This is a genomic window from Lactobacillus kimbladii (assembly GCF_000970755.1).
GTDB lineage: Bacteria > Bacillota > Bacilli > Lactobacillales > Lactobacillaceae > Lactobacillus > Lactobacillus kimbladii.
In genome coordinates this window covers 1,663,178-1,683,282 of record NZ_KQ034007.1, presented here as the reverse complement: position 1 = coordinate 1,683,282, position 20,105 = coordinate 1,663,178, and the positions used below count along the sequence as shown (strand labels likewise).

Sequence of the window (20,105 nt, the reverse complement as noted above, 5' to 3'; positions counted from 1 at the left end):
GGAGGTGAAATGTATGCTAACGCCAGAAAGACAAAAAGTAATTGAAGACTACGTTAACCAGCATGGACTGTGCCGAGTTAGTGATCTCTGCACAATGACTTCGACTTCGGAGTCAACAATCAGAAGGGACCTTAATCAAATGGCACAAAAAGGTTTGGTCAAAAGAGTGCATGGTGGCGCGCAATCAGTCAAAAGCTTTACCCATGATGTATCGCAACACATTCGTTTTTCTATGAACCATAGTGATAAAAAGGCAATCGCTCAGTATGCTGCTAAAAACTTTGTTCATAAAGATGATTACATTTTTATTGACGCAGGTACGACAACTTATGAAATGGTTCCTTTTGTTGCTCTAATTCCAGGAGTGACGATTGTTACTAATGGTTTGGAAACAGCACTATGTGCTCTTAATCATGGGATTGAGGCTATTCTTTTAGGTGGCCGCATTAAGGAAAATACGCACGCTGTTGTTGGTCAAACAGCCCTAAAGCAACTGCAGGAAATGAATTTTTCCGCCAGTTTTGTTGGGACTAACGGACTTGACTCTAACGGCAATTTGACCACGCCCGATACTGAAGAAGCAGCTATTAAAAAAATTGAAATTGCACGGGCTGATCAGGCATACATTTTGACCGATACTTCTAAAATTGGTGAGCGCAGTTTCGCGACTTTTGCCCAAGCTGGGGATGTTACCATCGTTACTACCGCATTGAGCACAAAAGACAAAGAACTACTGCCAGCCAAAATTAATTTGAAGGAGATTTGCTAATGATTTATACAGTTACAGTTAATCCGGCTTTGGATTACGTAATTCAATTAAAGCAGGTTAACCGTGGTGAAGTTAATCGCTCAGATAACTGCTCATTTCTAGCTGGTGGTAAAGGAATTAATGTTTCCCAAATTCTCAATCAGCTGGATATTGACAATACAGCCTGGGGCTTTGTCGGTGGTTTTACCGGTAAAGAGCTGGTACGTCAACTTAATCAGCGACACATCGTTAATGATTTTGTCACTATATCTGATGTGACCCGCGTGAACGTTAAAGTACATGCAGAAGAGGAGTCAGAGATTAATGCCGCTGGTCCTAATATTACAGATCAGGAAATAATTGCTTTTAAGGCACGCCTTAGCGATTTGCAAAAAGGTGACATTGTGGTTTTGAGTGGTTCCTTAGCACCAAGCTTGCCAGTAGATTTTTATAAAGAACTTCTACCTATTATTAAAGAAGCAGGGGCAGAATTTGTAATTGACACAACTGGTCAGGCTTTGCTAGATACTTTGAGTTATAAGCCACTGGTAATTAAACCAAATCATCACGAACTAGCTGATTTATTCAAAACTACATTTGAGTCAGATCAGGAGATGCTTGAGTGTGCGCGCAAATTGCTTGACATGGGTGCCCAAAATGTTATGGTCTCCATGGCAGGTAAAGGTGGCTACTTGATTACACCTAAGCATTTTTATCATGCCAAAGCAGCTGTTGGTACTGCCGTTAATTCGGTTGGAGCTGGAGATTCAATGACAGCTGGCTTTGTCGGTACTTATGTTAAAACAAAAGATCCGGCCGAAAGTTTCCGTATCGGTATGGCCTGTGGAGCTGCTACAGCCTTTACTAAAGATATTGCTGTTAAAAGTCAGATTGATGCGGTCTTGCCGCAAATTAATGTTGAAGAAATTTCGTAATTTGAGGAGAATTTAAAATGAAAATTAAAGATATTTTGGCTCCTGAATCCATGATTATGGCGCTTAAAGCGACTAACAAAGAAGATGCCATTAAGGAAATGGCTGACCTAGAAGTCAAAACCGACATCGTCAATGACGAAGATGAATTCATTAAGTCAATTTGGGCTCGTGAAAATGAATCTACCACTGGTATTGGTGATGGAATTGCGATGCCCCATGCCCGTAACAAGACAATTAACAAGGCGCGTGTGCTTTTTGCTAAAAGTGAAAAAGGAATTGATTACAATTCGCTTGATGGTCAACCAGTTCATTTATTCTTTATGATTACTGCACCTGCTGGTGCCGATAATACTCACCTTGAAGCTTTAGCTAAATTATCCGGTTTATTAATTGATCCTGATCTGGTTAATGCTCTTAAAAAAGCCCAAACTCCTGAAGAAGTGATTCAGCTTTTTGAAGATGCAGAACAGCAAAAGGATGAGGCTAAAAAAGCCGAAAAAGAGCAAGCCGCAAGTGCTAGTGAAACTAAAAAGGAAGAAAAACCTTTAATTGTCGGCGTTACTGCATGTATCAACGGTATTGCCCATACTTATATGGCCCAAGAGGCTTTGATCAAGGCCGGTAAAAAACGTGGCGTTGATGTCCGCATTGAAACCAACGGTTCAGAAGGTGTCAAAGATAAATTGACCGCTGATGAGATTAGCCGCGCTCAAGGTGTTGTTATTGCGTCTGACAAGAAAGTTGACATGCCCCGCTTTGATGGCAAGCCGTTAATTTCTCGTCCAGTTGTTGACGGTATCAACAAACCTGACGAATTGATTGATAACATTTTGAATTCTAAAGCCAGCGTTTACCATTCAAATGGTGAAAAGAGCAGCGATGATAGTGACAATGCTAAAGAAGGCGTTTGGGGCTCAATTTACAAGAACCTCATGAACGGTGTTTCCCACATGTTGCCATTTGTTATCGGTGGCGGTATCTTAATGGCAATTTCCTTTATTGTGGAAAACTATGCTGGTGGTCCAAAATCTCCTGCATTTATTTTCTTGAATAATGCTGGTAACATGGCCTTTGCTTTCATGGTACCAATTTTGTCAGGTTACATCGCTGAATCAATCGGTGACCTGCCCGCTTTAATGCCTGGTTTTGTCGGTGGTTTTATGGCTACGGTCTACAGTGGTGCCTACGGTGGTGCTTATGTTGCCAATGTGGTAACTAATGCTAAATCACCTGCCGGTTTCTTAGGCGGTCTGGCTTCTGGATTTATTGCCGGATACTTGGTAGTCGGCTTAAAGAAATTGTTTGCTAAATTGCCGAAGTCTCTTGAGGGAATGAAGCCAATGCTCATTTATCCAATCTTGAGCCTGCTCTTCATTGCTCTTATCATGTACTACATTGTTAACCCAATCTTTAGTGCAGTTAACTTCGCCATTACTAACTTTTTAAACCAAATGGGTACGGGCAACTTAGCTGTTTTGACAACTATTTTAGCTGCCATGATGTCAATTGATATGGGTGGACCTTTCAACAAGGCTGCTTACGTCTTTGCCTCTGGTGCTTTTGCCAACGACCCGCATTCAACTGTTGCTGCTGTAATGATGGCTGCCGTAATGGTTGGCGGTATGGTACCACCATTTGCGACTGCAATTGGTACGACTTTCTTTAAGAATAAATATACTTTAGATGAACGCCGTGCAGGTTTAACTAACTGGATTTTAGGTTTTTCCTTCATTACTGAAGGTGCAATTCCGTTTGCTGCAGCTGATCCTGGACACGTTCTGCCTTCATGCATCATTGGTTCTGCTGTTGGTGGTGCTTTAGTGGGCATATGGCGCATAGGTGTTCCTGCACCTCACGGTGGTCTCTGGGTATCTCCGCTTGCTAACCATATTGTGCTTTACTTTGTTGCTACTCTTATTGGCTCCATTGTTGCAGGCATCATTTTAGGTCTGTGGAAAAAGCCAGTTGACAAACAAGAAGAAAAATAATCAAGTTGAACTTTTATTAATATTAAAAAAATTGGCATCAAGCTGTATAAGCAGCTTGATGTTTTTTACTTGTATAATAAGTTTCAAAAATCTTAGTGAATTTAAGGCACAGATTTAATCATTTCAGGCACTATTTTGAGCAGTTGAATACGATTACTATTGCGTAAGCTAAAAAAATTGTCATACTTATATGATATAAAAGGTAAATTCTATCTTAGTTTACGGATTGGAGAAAATCGTGTTCAATCTATTCATATTATTATCAGAACGCCTGGGTATTATTATGATTCTGGCGTTTCTCCTTGTTAACATGCGCTTTTTTAGAGATTTAATTGAAAAAAGAACTCTAAAATCGCAAATCTGGTTATTTATCATTTTTTCACTCTTTGTTGTCATTGCCAATCTCACCGGTGTAGAAATTTCAAGTTCAAAAGAAATAGTTACCCCACTTATTCTGACAGAATTACCTCAATCTGATTCAATAGCAAATACCAGGATGCTAGTTATCACTACCGCCAGTCTGACTGCTGGACCCTATGTAGGACTTTTAGTTGGTTTAGTGGGTGGTTTGCACCGCGTCATTTTTGGTGGCTTTTCGGATTATTTTTATATTGTCAGTTCAGTTCTAATCGGATATTTAATTGGCGTTTTAGGTGATAAGGTTAAGAAAAATAATTTGTACCCTTCAACCTTTTGGGTAGCAGTTTTATCTTTTTTAGCAGAACTAATTCAGATGGCCTTTATTTTTGCATTTCATGGCTTCGGCTTGATTAAATTAATTTTTGTACCCATGATATTATTGAATACAATTGGCTCTTGCTTGTTTATAGAAATTTTGAAAACTTATCTATCAAATGAGCGTCAATTGCGTGCTGTTCAAACCAAAGATGTTTTGGAATTGGCTAATAAAACATTGCCTTATTTTAGGCATGGCCTAGACTTTGATTCTGCAGAGCATGTCTGTAAAATTATCAAAAAATACACTAATTTTGATGCGGTAGGCTTAACTGATCGCGTTAATGTACTGGCCCATGTTGGCGCGGGACAAGATCACCACATTGCCGGTGAACCGGTAATAACTGATTTATCAAAAACGGTTATTGCTTCAGGACATGAAAAACTGGCACATTCAAAAGAAGAAATTGGTTGTCCCCATCAAGATTGCCCATTAACGTCTGCTATCGTTTGTCCACTGCAAGTAAATAAAAAAACGATTGGCGCACTAAAGCTGTACTTTTGTGCTGAACAAGAAATGACTGTGGTCGAAGAAAATCTGGTTCGTGGTTTGGCTATGATTTTTTCCGGTCAATTGGCTATTGGTATCGCAGAACAGCAGACCAGTTTGGTTAATGAAGCGGAAATTCGGGCATTACAAGTGCAAATCAATCCGCATTTTTTCTTTAATGCAATTAATACAATTGGCGCCTTAATGAGGGTTAACGTTAGCGAGGCTCATAGAGCTTTAATGCAACTTAGTACATTTTTCAGATTAAGCTTGAAAAATGGTCAGGCAAAAGAAATCACACTTGATCAGGAAAAAAGGTATGTTAGTGCTTATACTGGAATCGAGGAGCTGCGTTTTCCGCATAAATTTAAGATTGACTATCAAATCAGTGTGCCCGATAGTACGCTGCTGCCATCGTTTTGTTTACAAATCTTTGTGGAAAATGCTATCAAGCATGCTTTCAAAGGCAGAAAAACTGGTAACAAAATTATCATTAATTTAAGTCAAAAAAAGGATTATTTGCAGATTTTAGTAAGTGATAATGGTGTAGGTATTAAACCGGAAATTTTAAAAAGGCTGGGTCAAGAACCAATAAGTGAATCTGGCGGCAGCGGGACAGCACTTTATAATTTAAATAAACGGCTGATAGGCTTATATGGCACTAATAGTCAATTGCATATCAAAACTGGTGAGAAGGGAACGACTTTTCAAACCGAGATACCACTAAAACAAGCTGAAAAAAATGATTTTGAAGGTTAAGAGGGAGCTAAAAATGAGAATTTTGGTAGTTGATGATGAACCACTAGCCCGCACTGAATTATCTTATTTGATTAAAAAAAGTTCAGTCTTAAATAAGCAAACCGTTAAACTCTACGAAGCAGAAGATATCAAAGAAGCACAGGGAACTTTGCTTAAATATAAAATTGATTTACTGTTCTTGGACATTTCACTTAATGAAGAAAATGGCTTTGAATTGGCTGATGAATTGAAGCAACTGAGTTATTCACCGATGATTGTATTTGCTACTGCGTATGATAATTATGCTGTGAAGGCTTTTGACGTTGGTGCACTTGACTATGTATTGAAACCATTCGAACAAGAGAGGGTAGATCAGGCACTGCAAAAGGCTGTGAAAGTTTTAAACAGTCAAAATAATAATTCTGTGCAGGTCCAAAAATCGGGAAGTGATATTCTTAGTATTGAGCTTGAAGATCGCAATGTGGTTATTAAGAAACTGGAAGTAATAGCTGCAACGGTTAATAATGGTGTACTAACAATTGAAACGAGCAAGCAAAAATACGAAACACGCAAGACCTTGGCTTGGCTCAAGGAACGCTTAACAGAGCCATGCTTTTTACAAGTTCACAGAAATGCCATTGTAAATATTGAAGATATCAAGGAGGTCCAGCCCTGGTTTAATCATACCTTGATGTTGATTATGAATAATAATTCTAGAGTTCAGGTAGGGAGATCTTACCGCAAGGAATTGAATCAGAAATTAGGCTTATAAATAACTCATTTTAATTTATATTGACTTGTGAATTTGCTTTAGTGCAGTTCACAGGTCATTTTTTGCAATTCACGAGTTAATCGCTTACAAAAATCGTATTTTCTATTATCTTATTACTTGAAAGCAAGAAAGCTGAAAATGAGAAAGGAAATCGATCTTATGAAAAAAGAAAAAACAAAATCAGCTCCAATTTTAGTACAAATGTTTATTTATGCTGCAATTTTGTTTGTGGCACAAGTAATTTCTGATTTGATGCCAAAGTCTTTTCCCGTACCGACTCCAGTAATAGGGTTAGTTTTACTTTATTTTTTATTAACTGTTCACCTAATCAAAGTTGAATGGGTTGATTCTTTTGGCAGCGCATTAATCTCACTAATTGGTTTTATGTTTGTTCCTTCTGGAATTTCATTAGCTGCAAATTTAAAGATTATGCAGGAACAGGGAATCCAACTGATTATAGTGGTAATAGCTTCTACAATCATTTTATTAGTTGTTACTGCTTATACAACTAAATTCTTTAGTTGGGTTATAGGAAAAGTAACTAATAATCAACTAACTATTATTAATCACAAAAAAGTAGGGGATGTTAAATAATGCAATATATTACGAATCCATTATTTGGAGTTTTCTTGTCATTAATTGTATTTTTAACCGGACAATGGCTGTTCAAAAAATCAAAAGGTTTTTTCCTTTTTCAACCACTCTTTGTAGCAATGGTTTTAGGTATAGCAATTCTGATTATCCTTGCTAAGTGCTTTGATGTTTCAACAGCTACTGTTTATGCTAAAGCTTATAAACCAGGTGGAGATATTATTTTCTGGTTCATCACGCCAGCTACAATTGCTTTCGCGGTACCATTGTATAAGCGTAATGATGTTGTAAAGAAAAACTGGCTGGTTATTCTTTTAGGGTTGGTTTTCGGTACGTTAATTTCAATGGCTTTAATAACACTTGTCGCTAAAGCAGTTGGTTTAAATACTGTCGGAATAAAGTCAATGCTAAGTCAGTCTGCTACTACTGCAGTAGCTATGCCAATAACAAAAGCTATCGGGGGCAATGCTTCGGTTACAGCTATGGCATGCATACTTAATGCTGTAGTAATTTACGCCTTAGGCAAACAATTAGTTAAGTGGTTCAACTTAAATAGTGATCCATTGGGAACAGGCTTGGGTTTAGGTTCTGCAGGCCATACTATCGGCTCAGCTTTTGCATTGGAAATGGGCTCTGTGCAAGGAGCAACTGCTGCAGTGGCAGTTGTTGCGACAGCTTTAGTGGATAATCTGTTAGTTCCAGTTTTTGCCCATTTAATTGGGTTGTAGTTTATAATTTTATAGTTGTTTGTTTACTTACTCTAAAAGCACACGAATGAATCGTGTGCTTTTTAGATTGCCGTATATTTGCTTTATAGAGAAATGAAACTGTAACAAAACTATAATAAGGCGTTGCTTTTATCCCAATCCCTAATTAGTGTATAATGGTTATTAATTGTAAGTAACTTTTATTTTGTACTGCAATTAAAAAGTTGCCTTATTACTTAAAAACTACACTTAAATACGAAAAGGAATGACAACAATATTGAAATTTGTTAAATTTAGAAAGTTATTTGCTGCAGTTACCTTATTAGGCATAGTTCTTTTAACATTAGGTGCATGTTCACAAAAGTCACACAAAAGCAGTAAGATATCAATTATGACTACGACGAATGTCTATTCTGACATTGCTCAAAATATAGTTGGCAAATATGGCAAAGCAGAAGCAATTATTAAAAAAGCAGCAAGTGATCCTCACGATTTTCAACCTACTACTAACGACGCTAAGGCTTTATCTAACGCAGACATAGTAATAGAAAACGGCTTAGGTTATGACAGCTGGATGGATAAATTGGCCTCTTCAGTTGACAAAAAGCCGGTTCGCGTTGGTGAAGACTTGATGGGTTTAAAAAAGGGAGATAATCCGCATATTTGGTTTGATTTGACTATGCCCACTAAGTATGTTAATTACTTAGTTAAGAGCTTGTGCAAAAAGGATCCAAAGCATGCTCATTATTACAGAAAAAACGCGAAAAGATATTTAGCTGAAATTGCTCGTATTAAAAGAGCTTCGGCTAAATTAAATCATCACGTGGAAAAACCAGTTTATGTCAGTGAGCCAGTTTTTGATTATGCGTTAAGTTCTGTAAATATTAAAGTTGCAAATAAAGATTTTGAGAAAGCAATCCAAAATAATACAGATCCGAGTCCAGCAGCTGTTCAAAAAATGACTGATGGCATTAAGAAACGAAAAATTGCATTTTTTGTGATCAATGAACAAACTTCAAGTTCTACAGTTGACACTTTTCTAAAATTGGCTAAAAAGCAAAATATTCGTATCTTAAAAGTAAGAGAGACCATTCCGGATAATACTAATTATCTTGATTGGATGAATGATAGTTATCAGGATTTGGCTGAAGTAGTCCGAAAATGATTATTATGAGGCGTTAAAAATGAAGAAATTAATTGCCGTTTTAGCTTTAGGAGCAAGTATTGCAACTGTTGCCGCTCCAGAGACGATGATGGTACAGGCAAGTACAATTAATGATACTGCTAAACAAAATAGTTTTGGCGGTGTAACTTATGCGGAGCAAGTATTAGCGCAAGAGGGCATTAAATATAACGATTTTTCTGCTGCTAATCCGATCAATTACCGTAACGGCAAGCCTGAAGGCGTTGTTATTCACGAAACCGCTACACCAAATGCTACTGCACGTAATGAATGCATTTATTTTAACCGTGAATGGATGAATATTTATTCTTATGTCCATGCTTTTGTGGATAAAACAGGTGTCATTCAAATGACAAGTCCCGATTATGGAGTTTGGGGTGCCGGTCCCGTTGCCAACAACCGTTTTGTGCAGGTAGAACTGTGTGAAGAAAACAATCTGGCTGATTTTGCCAAGGGCGTGAATAATGATGCAATTTATGTTGCACAAATTTTACACAAATATAAATTAGAACCTGACAATGCTGTTCATGATGGTAAAGGGACAATTTGGTCTCACCATGCCGTATCTACATTTTTGGGTGGTACTGATCATACTGATCCGGATGGTTACTTTGCCAAATGGGGTTATTCAATGGATGATTTCTTTGACCTGGTTAAATATTATTATGATCAAGGAACACCAGCTGATAATGCACCTGAGGGAAATAATGATACAGTAACTTCACCAGCTCCTGCAGCACCCGCCAAAAAACCTGCTGTTCTACCCAAGCCGGTTACTACCAAAGTCTTGATTCATAATGCTTTGGTTTATGATGAAAATGGCGTGGCAACTGATTTGCCAACTAAAAAGGCTGGTACTAAGTTAACAATTTATGGTAATCAAATCATTAAAAAGCGAAAGTATTTACAAATAGGCGTTAATCAATTTGTCGTTGCCAGCAACGTTGAGGGCAAATTACGTCCATTAAGTCACAATGCCTATATTTACGATGGTAAAGGCAAACGGGTTGGTACAAACAAGTTATACCGTGGCAATTATGTGCGTACATATGGCGGTCGCGTTAAGATTAAGGGCCGTAAATATTACCCAATTGATGTTAATCAATTTGTCAAAGTGGGCAATTTTAAATAGATATTATAGGAAAAATGCAAATTGTCTGATATTTTAGAAGTTAATAATCTTTCAATGAGATTTGATAAAAATAATGTTTTTGAGAATTTAAAGTTCAGTTTAAAAAGGGGTTCGTTAACTGCACTCCTAGGTCCCAATGGTACTGGAAAGACTACCTTAATAAATATTTTAATGAAGATGTTGACTCCTAGCTCGGGATCTTTTACATTTGCAGACGATGTTCGTCTGGGTTATGTACCGCAGTTTCGCAATATTGATGCTGAATATCCATTATCAATTGAGGCTTTTGTGGGTTTGAATGCACCGATTATTAAAAACAGCCGAACTAAGGAAGCAATTAAAAAGCAGTTAGAGGAAACCAATTTATACCAAATTAAAAATACTCGTATGGGGGAAGCTTCTGGCGGGCAAAAACAAAGAGCCTATTTAGCTCAAGCCCTGCTTGATAATCCTAATATGATTATTTTAGATGAAGCCACAGCAAGTCTTGATCCTATGGCAAAAGATGAGCTGATGAAGCTGATCAGACATTTGAATGAAAAACATAAAATAACAGTTTTGTTTGTAACTCATGATATATCATTAGCTCACAAGTATATGCAAAACTATTTATATTTAAATCATGGTCAAATTGAACATGGCGAAATGTCCCAATTTAAGGAGGCATATGAATAATGTTTGCATATGGCTTTATGCGTAATGCATTTTTGGCGAGTACTTTTATTGCGATAACTTGTGGCACTGTCGGTGTCTACGTAGTCGCACGTAATTTTAGTTTTTTAGCACACACGCTTTCCGAAATTGGTTTTGCAGGTGCTGCATTTGCAGTTTGGCTGGGAATTGGGCCTTTGTGGGGGATGCTTTTATTCACACTCTTGGGTTCTATCAGTGTTGGGGAATTGTCACTTCATAGTGAACAAAAGGAATCCTCAATTAGTGCTATTTCAGCTCTGTTTACTGGTTTAGGAGTGCTGTTTCTTGCCATTTCAGGCGCTAACAGCAATTATGCTACGAATATTTTATTTGGCAGTATTATCGGCGTTGATCATCAGGGCGTGATCCAACTTATAGCTCTTTCTATAATTGTATTGTTGATGATTTTTAGCATTCAGCGCTCATTAAATTTCGATTCATTTGACCATATTGGTGCGTTAGCACATGGAGTAAAAACGGGTGCTATCAGTGTTATTTTTTTAATTGCTCTGGCGATGTCAGTATCAATTGGTGCACAAATAGTGGGCTCACTCTTAGTTTTTATTTTGTTAACATTACCACCAGCTACTGCAAACTATTTGGGTAAAACAATACCAGCGATGATTGGCTGGTCCGTCTTTTTTGCCCTAATTGGTGTCTGGCTTGGTCTATATTTGGGCTATATTACGAATCTGCCAGTAACTTTTTTTATAGCTGTCATTGAAGTTGCGGTGTATCTTGTTACATATTTCACTCATATTATTAAGCATAGTTTGTAGTAATTATTAATATAAAAATAACATCAATTATTATTTTTTACTTTACTTTGTGAAAAAATATACAGTGGGAATCCCGTTATTTAAACATTTATTTTTAAATTTCACTAACTTTTGTAAGCATTTACATGTATAATAGAAATTGGAAATATTAAATAAAGAAGGAGTCTTAAAAATGACATCATATTATAATGGTTTTCCCCAAAGTGATCGTGACGAAACACTAAAGATGATTAACCTCGATGAACTCGAGGAACGTGCAAAGAAAGTTATGCCAGAAGGTGCATATTACTATATTGCTTCAGGTTCAGAAAATGAGTGGACTTGGCGTAATAACACCACTGCTTTCAATCACTTTCAGATTGTGCCTCGTGCTTTGACCAATATGGATAATCCTAAATTGGATACTGAATTTATGGGCATGAAATTAAAGACACCTGTAATGATTTCACCTATTGCCTGTCATGGTATCGCGCACAAAGATGCAGAAATTGCTACTCAAAAGGGTGCAGCTGCAGCAGGTGCTTTGTTTGCCTCAAGTACGTATGCTAATAAGAGTGTGGAAGAGATTGCGGCAGCAGCTCCAAATGCACCACGTTTCTTCCAACTTTATCTCAGCAAAGACTGGGGCTTCAACAAGATGGTCTTTGATGCAGTTAAAAAAGCTGGCTACAAGGGCATTTTCCTGACAGTAGATGCTTTGGTATCAGGCTTTCGTGAAGCTAACCTCAGAACTAAGTTTGCCTACCCTGTTCCACTAGACTTCTTTACTCGCTACCAAGGAGCAAAGGGTGAAGGCCAAACTGTAGCTCAGATGTATGCTTCTTCAGCCCAAAAGATCGGGCCAGAAGATGTTAGACGTATTAAGGAAATGTCAGGCTTACCAGTATTTGTTAAAGGCGTTGTTTGTGCAGAAGATGCCTACTTAGCCATGGGTGCTGGCGCTGATGGTATTTATGTTACTAACCATGGTGGTCGTGAAGTTGACTGTGGTCCTGCAACAATTGATATGTTGCCAGAGATTGCTAAGGCCGTAAACCACCGTGTTCCTATTGTCTTTGATTCAGGCGTTCGTCGTGGTTCGCATGTCTTTAAGGCTTTGGCACTTGGTGCTGATATGGTTGGTGTTGGTCGTCCATACTTATACGGCCTTGCCCTTGGTGGTGCTAAGGGTGTTCAATCTGTTATTGAGCAACTGAACCAAGAATTGTTAATTGATATGCAATTGACTGGCTGCAAGACAATTGAAGATGTTAAACACGCTAAGATTACTCATATTAATTACACTGCCGACAACTTGAAGTCAAATACTGATCCTACAAGAGTTAAGCCATATCCTGTAACAGCTGAGAATCAATTAAAAGAAGATGACTCAGACGCTGTAACTGGTGCTTCTCAAGCATAATTAGCTTTTAGTTTTAAGTAGTAAAAAGTGCTCTGCATATATTTGGTGCTTTAACTGACATGCAGAGCCTTTTTTATTGCTTAAAAAATGATTGTTTTTAATTAATAGTTGTAATTTAATTTTTATATCTTTATAATTGTCATAATAAAAATAATAATGGAGGAAAATTATGAAGAAAGCGTGGAAATTGCTTGAAACTTTGTTGATAGCATTTATAATGTTGACCTTGTTACCCCAGAATGCAGCAGCTGCTGATAAAGGCCAAACTGAACAAAGAACCGACAATTATCTACGAAGAGTCAAGCAAAAAGGTGAACTAGTCATGGGAACTAGTCCAGATTATCCTCCTTACGAGTTTGTCAAAAATATTAAGGGCAAATCAAAAATAGTTGGTATGGATGTTGAAATAGGGCAAAAAATTGCTCATGACATGGGTGTTAAGCTCGTAGTACGGTCAATGGACTTTGACTCTCTTTTAGTGGGTCTGGAAACTGGTAAAATTGACATGGTCATTGCCGGAATGAACGCAACACCTAAGAGGGCTAAAAGCGTTGCCTTTAGTCAGCCGTACTATAGAAGTGATCAAAAATTATTGATAAGAAAAGAGGATAAAGGCAAATATCATAATTATAAGTCTTTTGCCGGCAAAGCAATTGGTGCCCAAACTGGTAGCATGCAGGCCACAATGATCAAAAATCAAGCCAAAAATGTCAAACTGAAAACCATGGATAAATATAACGACTTGGTTTTAGGATTAAAAACGCATAAGGTTGATGCTGTCTCTGTTGATAAGGCGACGGCCGAGGCCTTTGCTCAAAACACCGATGGCATAATGGTTATTCCGGCAGGCCTCAAGACAGAGTCATCTGCTACTTCTGTTGCTTTTCATAAAGGAGCAAATAGTTTAGTTAAAGCTGCTAATAAATCAATAGCGGAGATTAAACAAAAAGATTTAATTGATAAAGAATATTTACCCAAAGCTGGAAAATATTTAACTGCTGGTAAAACAAAAAAGGAAGTCAAAGCGTCTAATTCAATGTGGGCCTATAAAGACTTCTTTATAGCCGGGGTCGGCTACACCTTACTTATTTCTGCAATATCAGTATTCTTTGGTTTCTTATTAGGTGCGATACTGGCGTTTATGCGCTTAGGACACAATCAAATTGCACGTTCAGTTGCGACAGCGTATGTAGAATTTATTCGGGGCACGCCGTTAATGGTGCAATTATTATTCATTTACTTTGGCTTAGGAGTAGTAGTAAACATTCCGGCTCTACTATCAGGTATAATTGCCGTTTCCCTTAACTCTGCAGCTTATGTAGCGGAGGTAATACGTTCAGGTATTAATTCAATTGCAGTGGGTCAAACTGAAGCATCTCGCTCTTTAGGCTTGTCACGCACAGCAACTATGCGTTATGTTATTATGCCACAGGCAATGAAAAATATTTGGCCGGCATTGGGTAATGAATTTGTTTCCCTCATTAAGGAAAGTTCCATTGTTTCGGTAATTGGCGTTAAGGATTTGATTTATCAATCACGTGTAGTACAAGCCGACACTTATCGTGGAGTAATGCCATTGGTAATTACAATGATCTTATACTTTATCATTACTTTTGGTTTATCCAGCTTAATGAAAGTATTTGAAAGGAAAATGAATCATGACTAATGCAAAACCCGTAATTAAAGTTGAACACTTGCAGAAAAAGTTTGGCAGTAATGAAGTCCTAAAAGATATCAATGCTCAAGTAAATGAAGGTCAGGTTATTTGTCTAATTGGACCGTCTGGTGCTGGTAAAAGTACATTTTTGCGTTGTCTGAACCTATTAGATCAGCCATCTTCTGGCAAAGTGATTTTTGAAGATAAGGAATTAACTGCCTTAAGTGAAGATCAGCTTGATCAACTGCGTGAAAGAATGGGGATGGTTTTTCAGCAGTTTAATTTGTTTCCCCATATGAATATTATTGAAAATATTAAATTAGCGCCTATGAAAGTAAAGGGCATGAGTGACAGTGCTGCTAAAGCAAAGGGAATGGAGCTGTTAGATCAGGTTGGTCTGGCAGATAAAGCAGAAGCATTTCCAACCAATCTTTCAGGTGGACAGCAACAAAGAGTCGCAATTGCCCGGGCTTTGGCAATGGATCCAGAAGTAATGCTTTTTGATGAACCCACCTCAGCACTTGATCCGGAAATGGTAGGGGAAGTATTGAAGGTAATGCAGGATTTAGCTCAAAAAGGGATGACTATGGTAGTTGTAACCCATGAAATGGGTTTCGCTAAAAATGTAGCGGATGAAGTGTGGTTTATGGCAGATGGCTATATTCAGGAAAAAGCTGCACCACAGCAGTTTTTTGCTCAACCACAAACTCCGCGCGCACAGGACTTTTTAGCAAAAGTTCTTGAAGCTTAGGTGGGAGAAAGTAAGTGGAAGAAGCACAAGCGATTAAAATATTAACTGACTTGTTAGCAATAAATTCGGCAAATGATCATGAAGGCCTGATAGCTGATTATATAACCGTATTGTTTAGCGAATATTCAGTAGAAATTCACAGACTTTCTTATTCTTCTGGCAGAGATAATTTGGTGGTAACGATTGGAGATCATGGGCCTCTTTTAGGTTTTTCCGGTCATGAAGATGTTGTTGCAGCGGGGAATTTGACCAATTGGCAGACAGAACCGTTTACGCCCACTTTGAAAGACGGAAAAGTTTTTGGTCGTGGTGCAAGCGATATGAAGTCTGGCCTAGCGGCAATGATTGTGGCAATGCTTAATTTACTTGATAGTAAGAAAGAACTGCTTGGTCGTATTAGACTTTTAGCCTCTGTAGGTGAAGAAACCGGTGAATATGGGGCAGCGCAGTTGACTAAAGAAGGCTATGCTTCTGATTTAGACGGACTTGTTATTGGTGAGCCCTCTAACTTTGACGTACGTGTGACCCATAAAGGTGTTATCGACTATTATGTTTATTCTAAAGGTATTTGCGTTCATTCTTCGACCCCAGAAAAAGGTCAGAATGCTATAATGCCACTGATTGAGTTTGCACAAGCAGCGCAACAATTAATGGACAGTCATCAAAAAAAGGATCCGGTTTTAGGCTCTTTTACTCATGTGGTTAGCCAAATTCAGGGTGGGAGTCAAATTAATTCTGTTCCCGATAGTGCTTGGCTTTCAGGTAATATCAGAACGACACCAGTATATCCCAATGAGCAAATATATACTGAACTTGAACAAATAGTTGCTGATTTAAATAAAAAAGGCGCGCGGTTAAAAATTAGATATAGTTTTCCTGAGGTGACTTTACCTGACCAATCTCAAACAAAATTAGCTAAAATGGCTCAAAAAGTTGTTGAGCAAGAAATTGGCAGGCCAAGTGAATTTGTTGCAGGGACTGCTGCTACAGATGCATCAGAATATATTCAAGCTGGAGATTTTCCTATTATTATTCTGGGGCCGGGAGCTGGAACTACTGATCATGAGCCAAATGAGTATATAGAAGTAAATGCTTATTTAGATGGCTGTCGTTTATACCAAGAATTAGCAAGGCAGTTTTGGAACTCATTAGACTGATTTTTGACTATCATTAATATTTTTATAACAGAAAAAAGCCACTTCTTAAAAATAGGAGTGGCTTTTGATGTAAGAAATTATTATTTACATATCAGTTATATTATTTGTAACTGAAAGATGCAAGTATTAATCATAATTATTTTGGACAATTTTCTTAAATTCGTTTAAACGATTGGCAAAAGTTTTAAAAGCTTCTTCTAAATAATCAGGCTTCGTCATATCAACGCCAGCTTTTTTCATAATTTCAACTGGATAGTCACTGGAGCCAGCTTTTAAAAAGCTAATATAAGCCTTTCTCTGCTCAGCAGTACCATGAACGACATTGTTTGCTAAAGCAGTGGCCGCAGCAAAGCCTGTAGCGTATTGATAAACATAGAAATTGTAATAAAAATGCGGTACTCTAGCCCATTCTTTAGCAATTTCTCCACCAGGTTCTACTGCATCACCATAGTAGCGCTGATTAATTTTACCGTAGATATCATCTAAGCGGTCAGCAGTTAAAGGCTCACCATTGGCGTCCATTTCATGAATTTGTTGTTCAAATTCAGCAAACTGGGTTTGTCTAAACAAAGTTCCTTTGAAGGAATCCAGATAGTAATTAAGAACAAAAGCGCGCGTTTTAGGATCGGTAATATGAGCTAAAAAGTACTCCGTTAGGATGTTTTCATTAGTTGTAGACGCTATTTCAGCAACAAAGATCGGATAATCACCATAAACATACGGCTGATTTTTTCTAGTGTACATACTGTGGACGGAGTGACCTGTTTCATGAACTAATGTGTATAATGAATCAACATTGTCTTCCCAATTGAGTAATTCATAGGCATCTGTATCATAGCAGCCACCAGAATAGGCTCCGGTAGCCTTATTTTGAGACTCAACCACGTCAATTACTCTATTATTGAAAATATAGTCAACCTGCTTTAAATAGTCCTCTCCTAATGGTTGTAATGCCTTTTTGGCTTCTGCTTTAGCTTGCTTAAAAGTGTAGGTTAATGCTGGTTTACCAGTTAATGGAACGTACATATCCCACATTTGTAAATCTTTTAAGCCCAAAATTTGTTTGCGTAAAGCTACATATTCATGCAATAGATCTAAGTGTTCATCGACCTCATCAATCAAAGTATCGTAAACGACTAATGGTACGCCATTTGCATTCATTGCACTCTCACGAGCTGATGGATAATGGTGAACGCGGGCACTATAGTTATGCTCCTTGACAGCACCGGAAAGAGTTGCTGCCAGGGAATTTTCAAATTGTCCGTAAGTAGCGTACATGGAGTCAAAGGCCTCCTTGCGTACTTCACGGTTTTGAGATTGGATAAGCAGTGAGTATAAGCCATCGGAAAGCTGAACCATTTCACCGTTATCATCCTGAGTATAACCGTATTCCATATCTGAATTAGTTAAAACATTATAGGTGTTTTCGGAAGCAGATAAAGCATCACCAGCATCCGCAATGAGCTTTTCTTCTTCTGCAGATAGCGTATATGGTCGCAATCTGGTAATTTGATCAAGTAAGTGTTTGTAGTTGCTGAGTTTAGGCTCTTCTTGTTCTAAAGCACCCAACTTTTCTGCTGAAAGGCTTAAAATTGCTGGATTCATAAAAGAAGTAGCAGCTTCGAACTGGCTGGCTAGTCCCTGCACTTGAGCTACATAGCTTAAATAGTGGGCATTTCCAGTATCAACATCACTGGCAAGAGTAGCATAAGAATAGACTTTTTCCAGCCTCCGACTAACTGTTAAAATTTGAGTAATACCATTATATAAAGATGAACCAGAAGTGGTAAAATTTTCTTTTAAAGTGCTTAAAGCTGGTATTTCTTTTTTTACAAGTGTATATTCATTTTCCCAGTCAGTATCAGTTTTAAATATCCTGGTTAAGTCCCATTTAAGATTTTCTGGGACTTCATCACGTTTAGGAATTGACATAAAAATTCTCCTTTTTAGCTATTTAAATAAATTATACTAAAGATTAAAAAATAAGATATTATTAATTATAATTGATATTATTTTAATTCAAGTTAGAAAGTGTTAAAAATATATAGATGAAAACTACGAAAGGGCTTAAATAGAGGAATGAATCCAAATTCAAAACGCAGAGAAGATTACCATAAAAGGCATTCTTCTTTAAATCTTCAGCGAAATATGGCTTTAGCAGAACCAGCTAAAGCCTTTAAAGGCAGCGCTTTCGCTCGGATTTGTGGTATTGTAGCTGTTTTGTGTGTCAGCTTCGGCTTGGCCTGGGTAGCCCACATGTATTTTGCTTTGCACAGTGCAATTGATGGCGAGGGTGGAAATTATGCGACATCTGCTCGTATTGCCAACAGGCAGCCGATTTCTGTCTTAATTCTGGGAGTTGATCAAGGACTTGAAGGACGGCATGACAAAGGAAATTCTGACACTTTGATTTTGGCAACAGCAAATCCTGCTAAAAATAAGTCGACAATGACTTCAATTCCTCGAGACACCCTTGCTAATATTTTAGGCGATCCTGGAAACAAGTACAATATGTTTCGAGTTAATTCTGCTTATGGTGTTGGTGGCAGTTCTGCTTCAATGAGAACTGTTTCAGCCTTAATCGATGTTCCCATTCATTATTATGTGGAAGTAAATATGAAAGCTCTAAAAAGCCTAGTTGACGCTGTTGGTGGAGTTGACGTTAAGGTGCCGTTCAAGTTTTCATATGACTGGTGTGATTTTCACAAAGGTAAACAGCACTTAAACGGACGTCATGCTGTTGCCTATGTTAGAATGCGCCATGATGATCCTCGAGGTGATTACGGCAGGCAAATGCGTCAAAGACAAGTTATCACTGCTGTTGTTCATAAGGCTATTTCTGTGGATTCAATTACAAATTATCGCAAGTTGGTTAAGATTTTTTCAAAATATGTTAAAACCAACCTTACGTTTAATGACATGTTAGCCTTAGCACTGACATATCGAGGCTGTTCGCAGAATATTGCCAGTGGTTATATTCAGGGTCACGATGCCTGGATTAATGGAGCCTCTATTCAGGTAGCCTCAACTAAGGAGCTTCAAAAGGCTTCGGACAAGATACGTACCAATCTTGACTTGGATAAAAAAGTATTGGATAATGATGAAACGAAACTCAATAAGTTAAATGAGCAGAATAATAATATTAAGTGGACAGATCCCAGTCCGTTTACTAACTACCAGATTTACCCTTCGGTAGTAACTGATGAATCAAATGACAATTCTTCAGGAACCGGAACAAGTGGTGCTAATTCCGCTGGTCAATAACGTTTGAGCAAAGGAGGATAAAAAGTATGCGTAAGCAATCTATGTTCCTGGCTGTTTATAGTACAATATCAGCCCTCATTGCTTTTATTGCTATAGCTTTCATTTGTTTACGCACATTTCGTTGGAATTTACCAGTTGCTATATTAGCAGCAAGTATATTTGCCTTAATTTTCTTTGCTTTTTCATGGTTTCGTGGTCATGCTTCCGTTGAAATTAAACGAATTGCACGGGAATATCATTTATCTGATAAGGATTTAGCTAAAATTACTGGAATGAAAGCAAGCGATTTTCCAATATATAATGATAAATTACAGTTGATTTTACCTAAGCGTTATTGGCCTAAAGTATTGGATTCCTTGCAGAAATATGAACAAGAAAAAAAT

Annotated in this window: 18 protein-coding genes; 17 read left to right on the top strand and 1 reads right to left on the bottom strand. The window is 37.8% G+C overall.

Features of this window, described 5'->3' with window-relative positions:
- Positions 1-13 precede the first annotated feature (13 nt).
- The 15 genes from JF75_RS08375 (at position 14) to JF75_RS08305 (ending at position 16,458) form a co-directional block, all read left to right on the top strand.
- On the top strand, positions 14-769 hold the full coding sequence (locus JF75_RS08375) for a DeoR/GlpR family DNA-binding transcription regulator (protein WP_046332618.1): 756 nt from the start codon (positions 14-16) through the stop codon (positions 767-769).
- Positions 769-1,683: a 1-phosphofructokinase gene (pfkB, locus tag JF75_RS08370; protein WP_046332617.1), complete on the top strand. Its 915-nt coding sequence runs from the start codon at positions 769-771 to the stop codon at positions 1,681-1,683. The genes JF75_RS08375 and pfkB overlap by 1 nt, the downstream gene beginning before the upstream one ends.
- Before the next feature lie 17 nt (positions 1,684-1,700).
- Positions 1,701-3,671: a PTS fructose transporter subunit IIABC gene (locus JF75_RS08365; protein ID WP_046332616.1), complete on the top strand. Its 1,971-nt coding sequence runs from the start codon at positions 1,701-1,703 to the stop codon at positions 3,669-3,671.
- Between the two features lie 283 nt (positions 3,672-3,954).
- The gene (locus JF75_RS08360; RefSeq protein ID WP_046332990.1) at positions 3,955-5,655 is read left to right on the top strand and encodes a LytS/YhcK type 5TM receptor domain-containing protein; all 1,701 of its coding nucleotides are present in this window, start codon (positions 3,955-3,957) and stop codon (positions 5,653-5,655) included.
- A gap of 13 nt (positions 5,656-5,668) precedes the next feature.
- A complete protein-coding gene (locus JF75_RS08355; protein WP_046332615.1) occupies positions 5,669-6,406 on the top strand; it encodes a LytTR family transcriptional regulator DNA-binding domain-containing protein in 738 nt (245 codons plus the stop codon).
- Between the two features lie 159 nt (positions 6,407-6,565).
- The gene (locus JF75_RS08350; RefSeq protein WP_046332614.1) at positions 6,566-7,000 is read left to right on the top strand and encodes a CidA/LrgA family protein; all 435 of its coding nucleotides are present in this window, start codon (positions 6,566-6,568) and stop codon (positions 6,998-7,000) included.
- Entirely contained in the window at positions 7,000-7,725 is a 726-nt protein-coding gene (locus JF75_RS08345) for an LrgB family protein (protein ID WP_034978143.1), read from the top strand. Before JF75_RS08350 ends, JF75_RS08345 begins: the two co-directional genes overlap by 1 nt.
- Positions 7,726-7,969: 244 nt before the next feature.
- Positions 7,970-8,869 carry a metal ABC transporter solute-binding protein, Zn/Mn family gene (locus JF75_RS08340; protein ID WP_046332613.1) on the top strand — a complete coding sequence of 300 codons (900 nt, stop codon included), beginning with the start codon at positions 7,970-7,972 and terminating at the stop codon, positions 8,867-8,869.
- A gap of 19 nt (positions 8,870-8,888) precedes the next feature.
- On the top strand, positions 8,889-10,019 hold the full coding sequence (locus tag JF75_RS08335; RefSeq protein ID WP_046332612.1) for an SLAP domain-containing protein: 1,131 nt from the start codon (positions 8,889-8,891) through the stop codon (positions 10,017-10,019).
- A gap of 54 nt (positions 10,020-10,073) precedes the next feature.
- Positions 10,074-10,694, top strand: coding sequence for an ATP-binding cassette domain-containing protein (locus JF75_RS08330; RefSeq protein WP_046332989.1), 621 nt, complete (start codon positions 10,074-10,076; stop codon positions 10,692-10,694).
- On the top strand, positions 10,694-11,491 hold the full coding sequence (locus tag JF75_RS08325) for a metal ABC transporter permease (protein ID WP_046332611.1): 798 nt from the start codon (positions 10,694-10,696) through the stop codon (positions 11,489-11,491). The genes JF75_RS08330 and JF75_RS08325 overlap by 1 nt, the downstream gene beginning before the upstream one ends.
- A 172-nt stretch (positions 11,492-11,663) precedes the next feature.
- Positions 11,664-12,893 (top strand): lactate oxidase, encoded by a 1,230-nt coding sequence (locus JF75_RS08320; RefSeq protein ID WP_045928621.1) that lies wholly within the window; start codon positions 11,664-11,666, stop codon positions 12,891-12,893.
- A gap of 169 nt (positions 12,894-13,062) precedes the next feature.
- Positions 13,063-14,559: an ABC transporter substrate-binding protein/permease gene (locus tag JF75_RS08315; RefSeq protein WP_046332610.1), complete on the top strand. Its 1,497-nt coding sequence runs from the start codon at positions 13,063-13,065 to the stop codon at positions 14,557-14,559.
- Complete coding sequence (locus JF75_RS08310) at positions 14,552-15,301, top strand: amino acid ABC transporter ATP-binding protein (RefSeq protein ID WP_046332609.1); 750 nt, start codon at positions 14,552-14,554, stop codon at positions 15,299-15,301. The genes JF75_RS08315 and JF75_RS08310 overlap by 8 nt, the downstream gene beginning before the upstream one ends.
- Positions 15,302-15,315: 14 nt before the next feature.
- Positions 15,316-16,458, top strand: a complete 1,143-nt coding sequence (locus JF75_RS08305; RefSeq protein ID WP_046332608.1) for an ArgE/DapE family deacylase — start codon at positions 15,316-15,318, stop codon at positions 16,456-16,458.
- A gap of 126 nt (positions 16,459-16,584) precedes the next feature.
- On the opposite strand, the gene pepF is transcribed toward JF75_RS08305, so the two are convergent.
- Positions 16,585-18,390 (bottom strand): oligoendopeptidase F, encoded by a 1,806-nt coding sequence (gene pepF, locus JF75_RS08300; protein ID WP_046332607.1) that lies wholly within the window; start codon positions 18,388-18,390, stop codon positions 16,585-16,587.
- A gap of 147 nt (positions 18,391-18,537) precedes the next feature.
- Between pepF and JF75_RS08295 the strand changes: the two genes are divergently transcribed.
- Entirely contained in the window at positions 18,538-19,722 is a 1,185-nt protein-coding gene (locus JF75_RS08295) for an LCP family protein (RefSeq protein WP_046332606.1), read from the top strand.
- 26 nt (positions 19,723-19,748) lie between these two features.
- Positions 19,749-20,105 (top strand): hypothetical protein (locus JF75_RS08290; protein ID WP_046332988.1); only part of this gene is annotated, 357 nt, incomplete at its 3' end.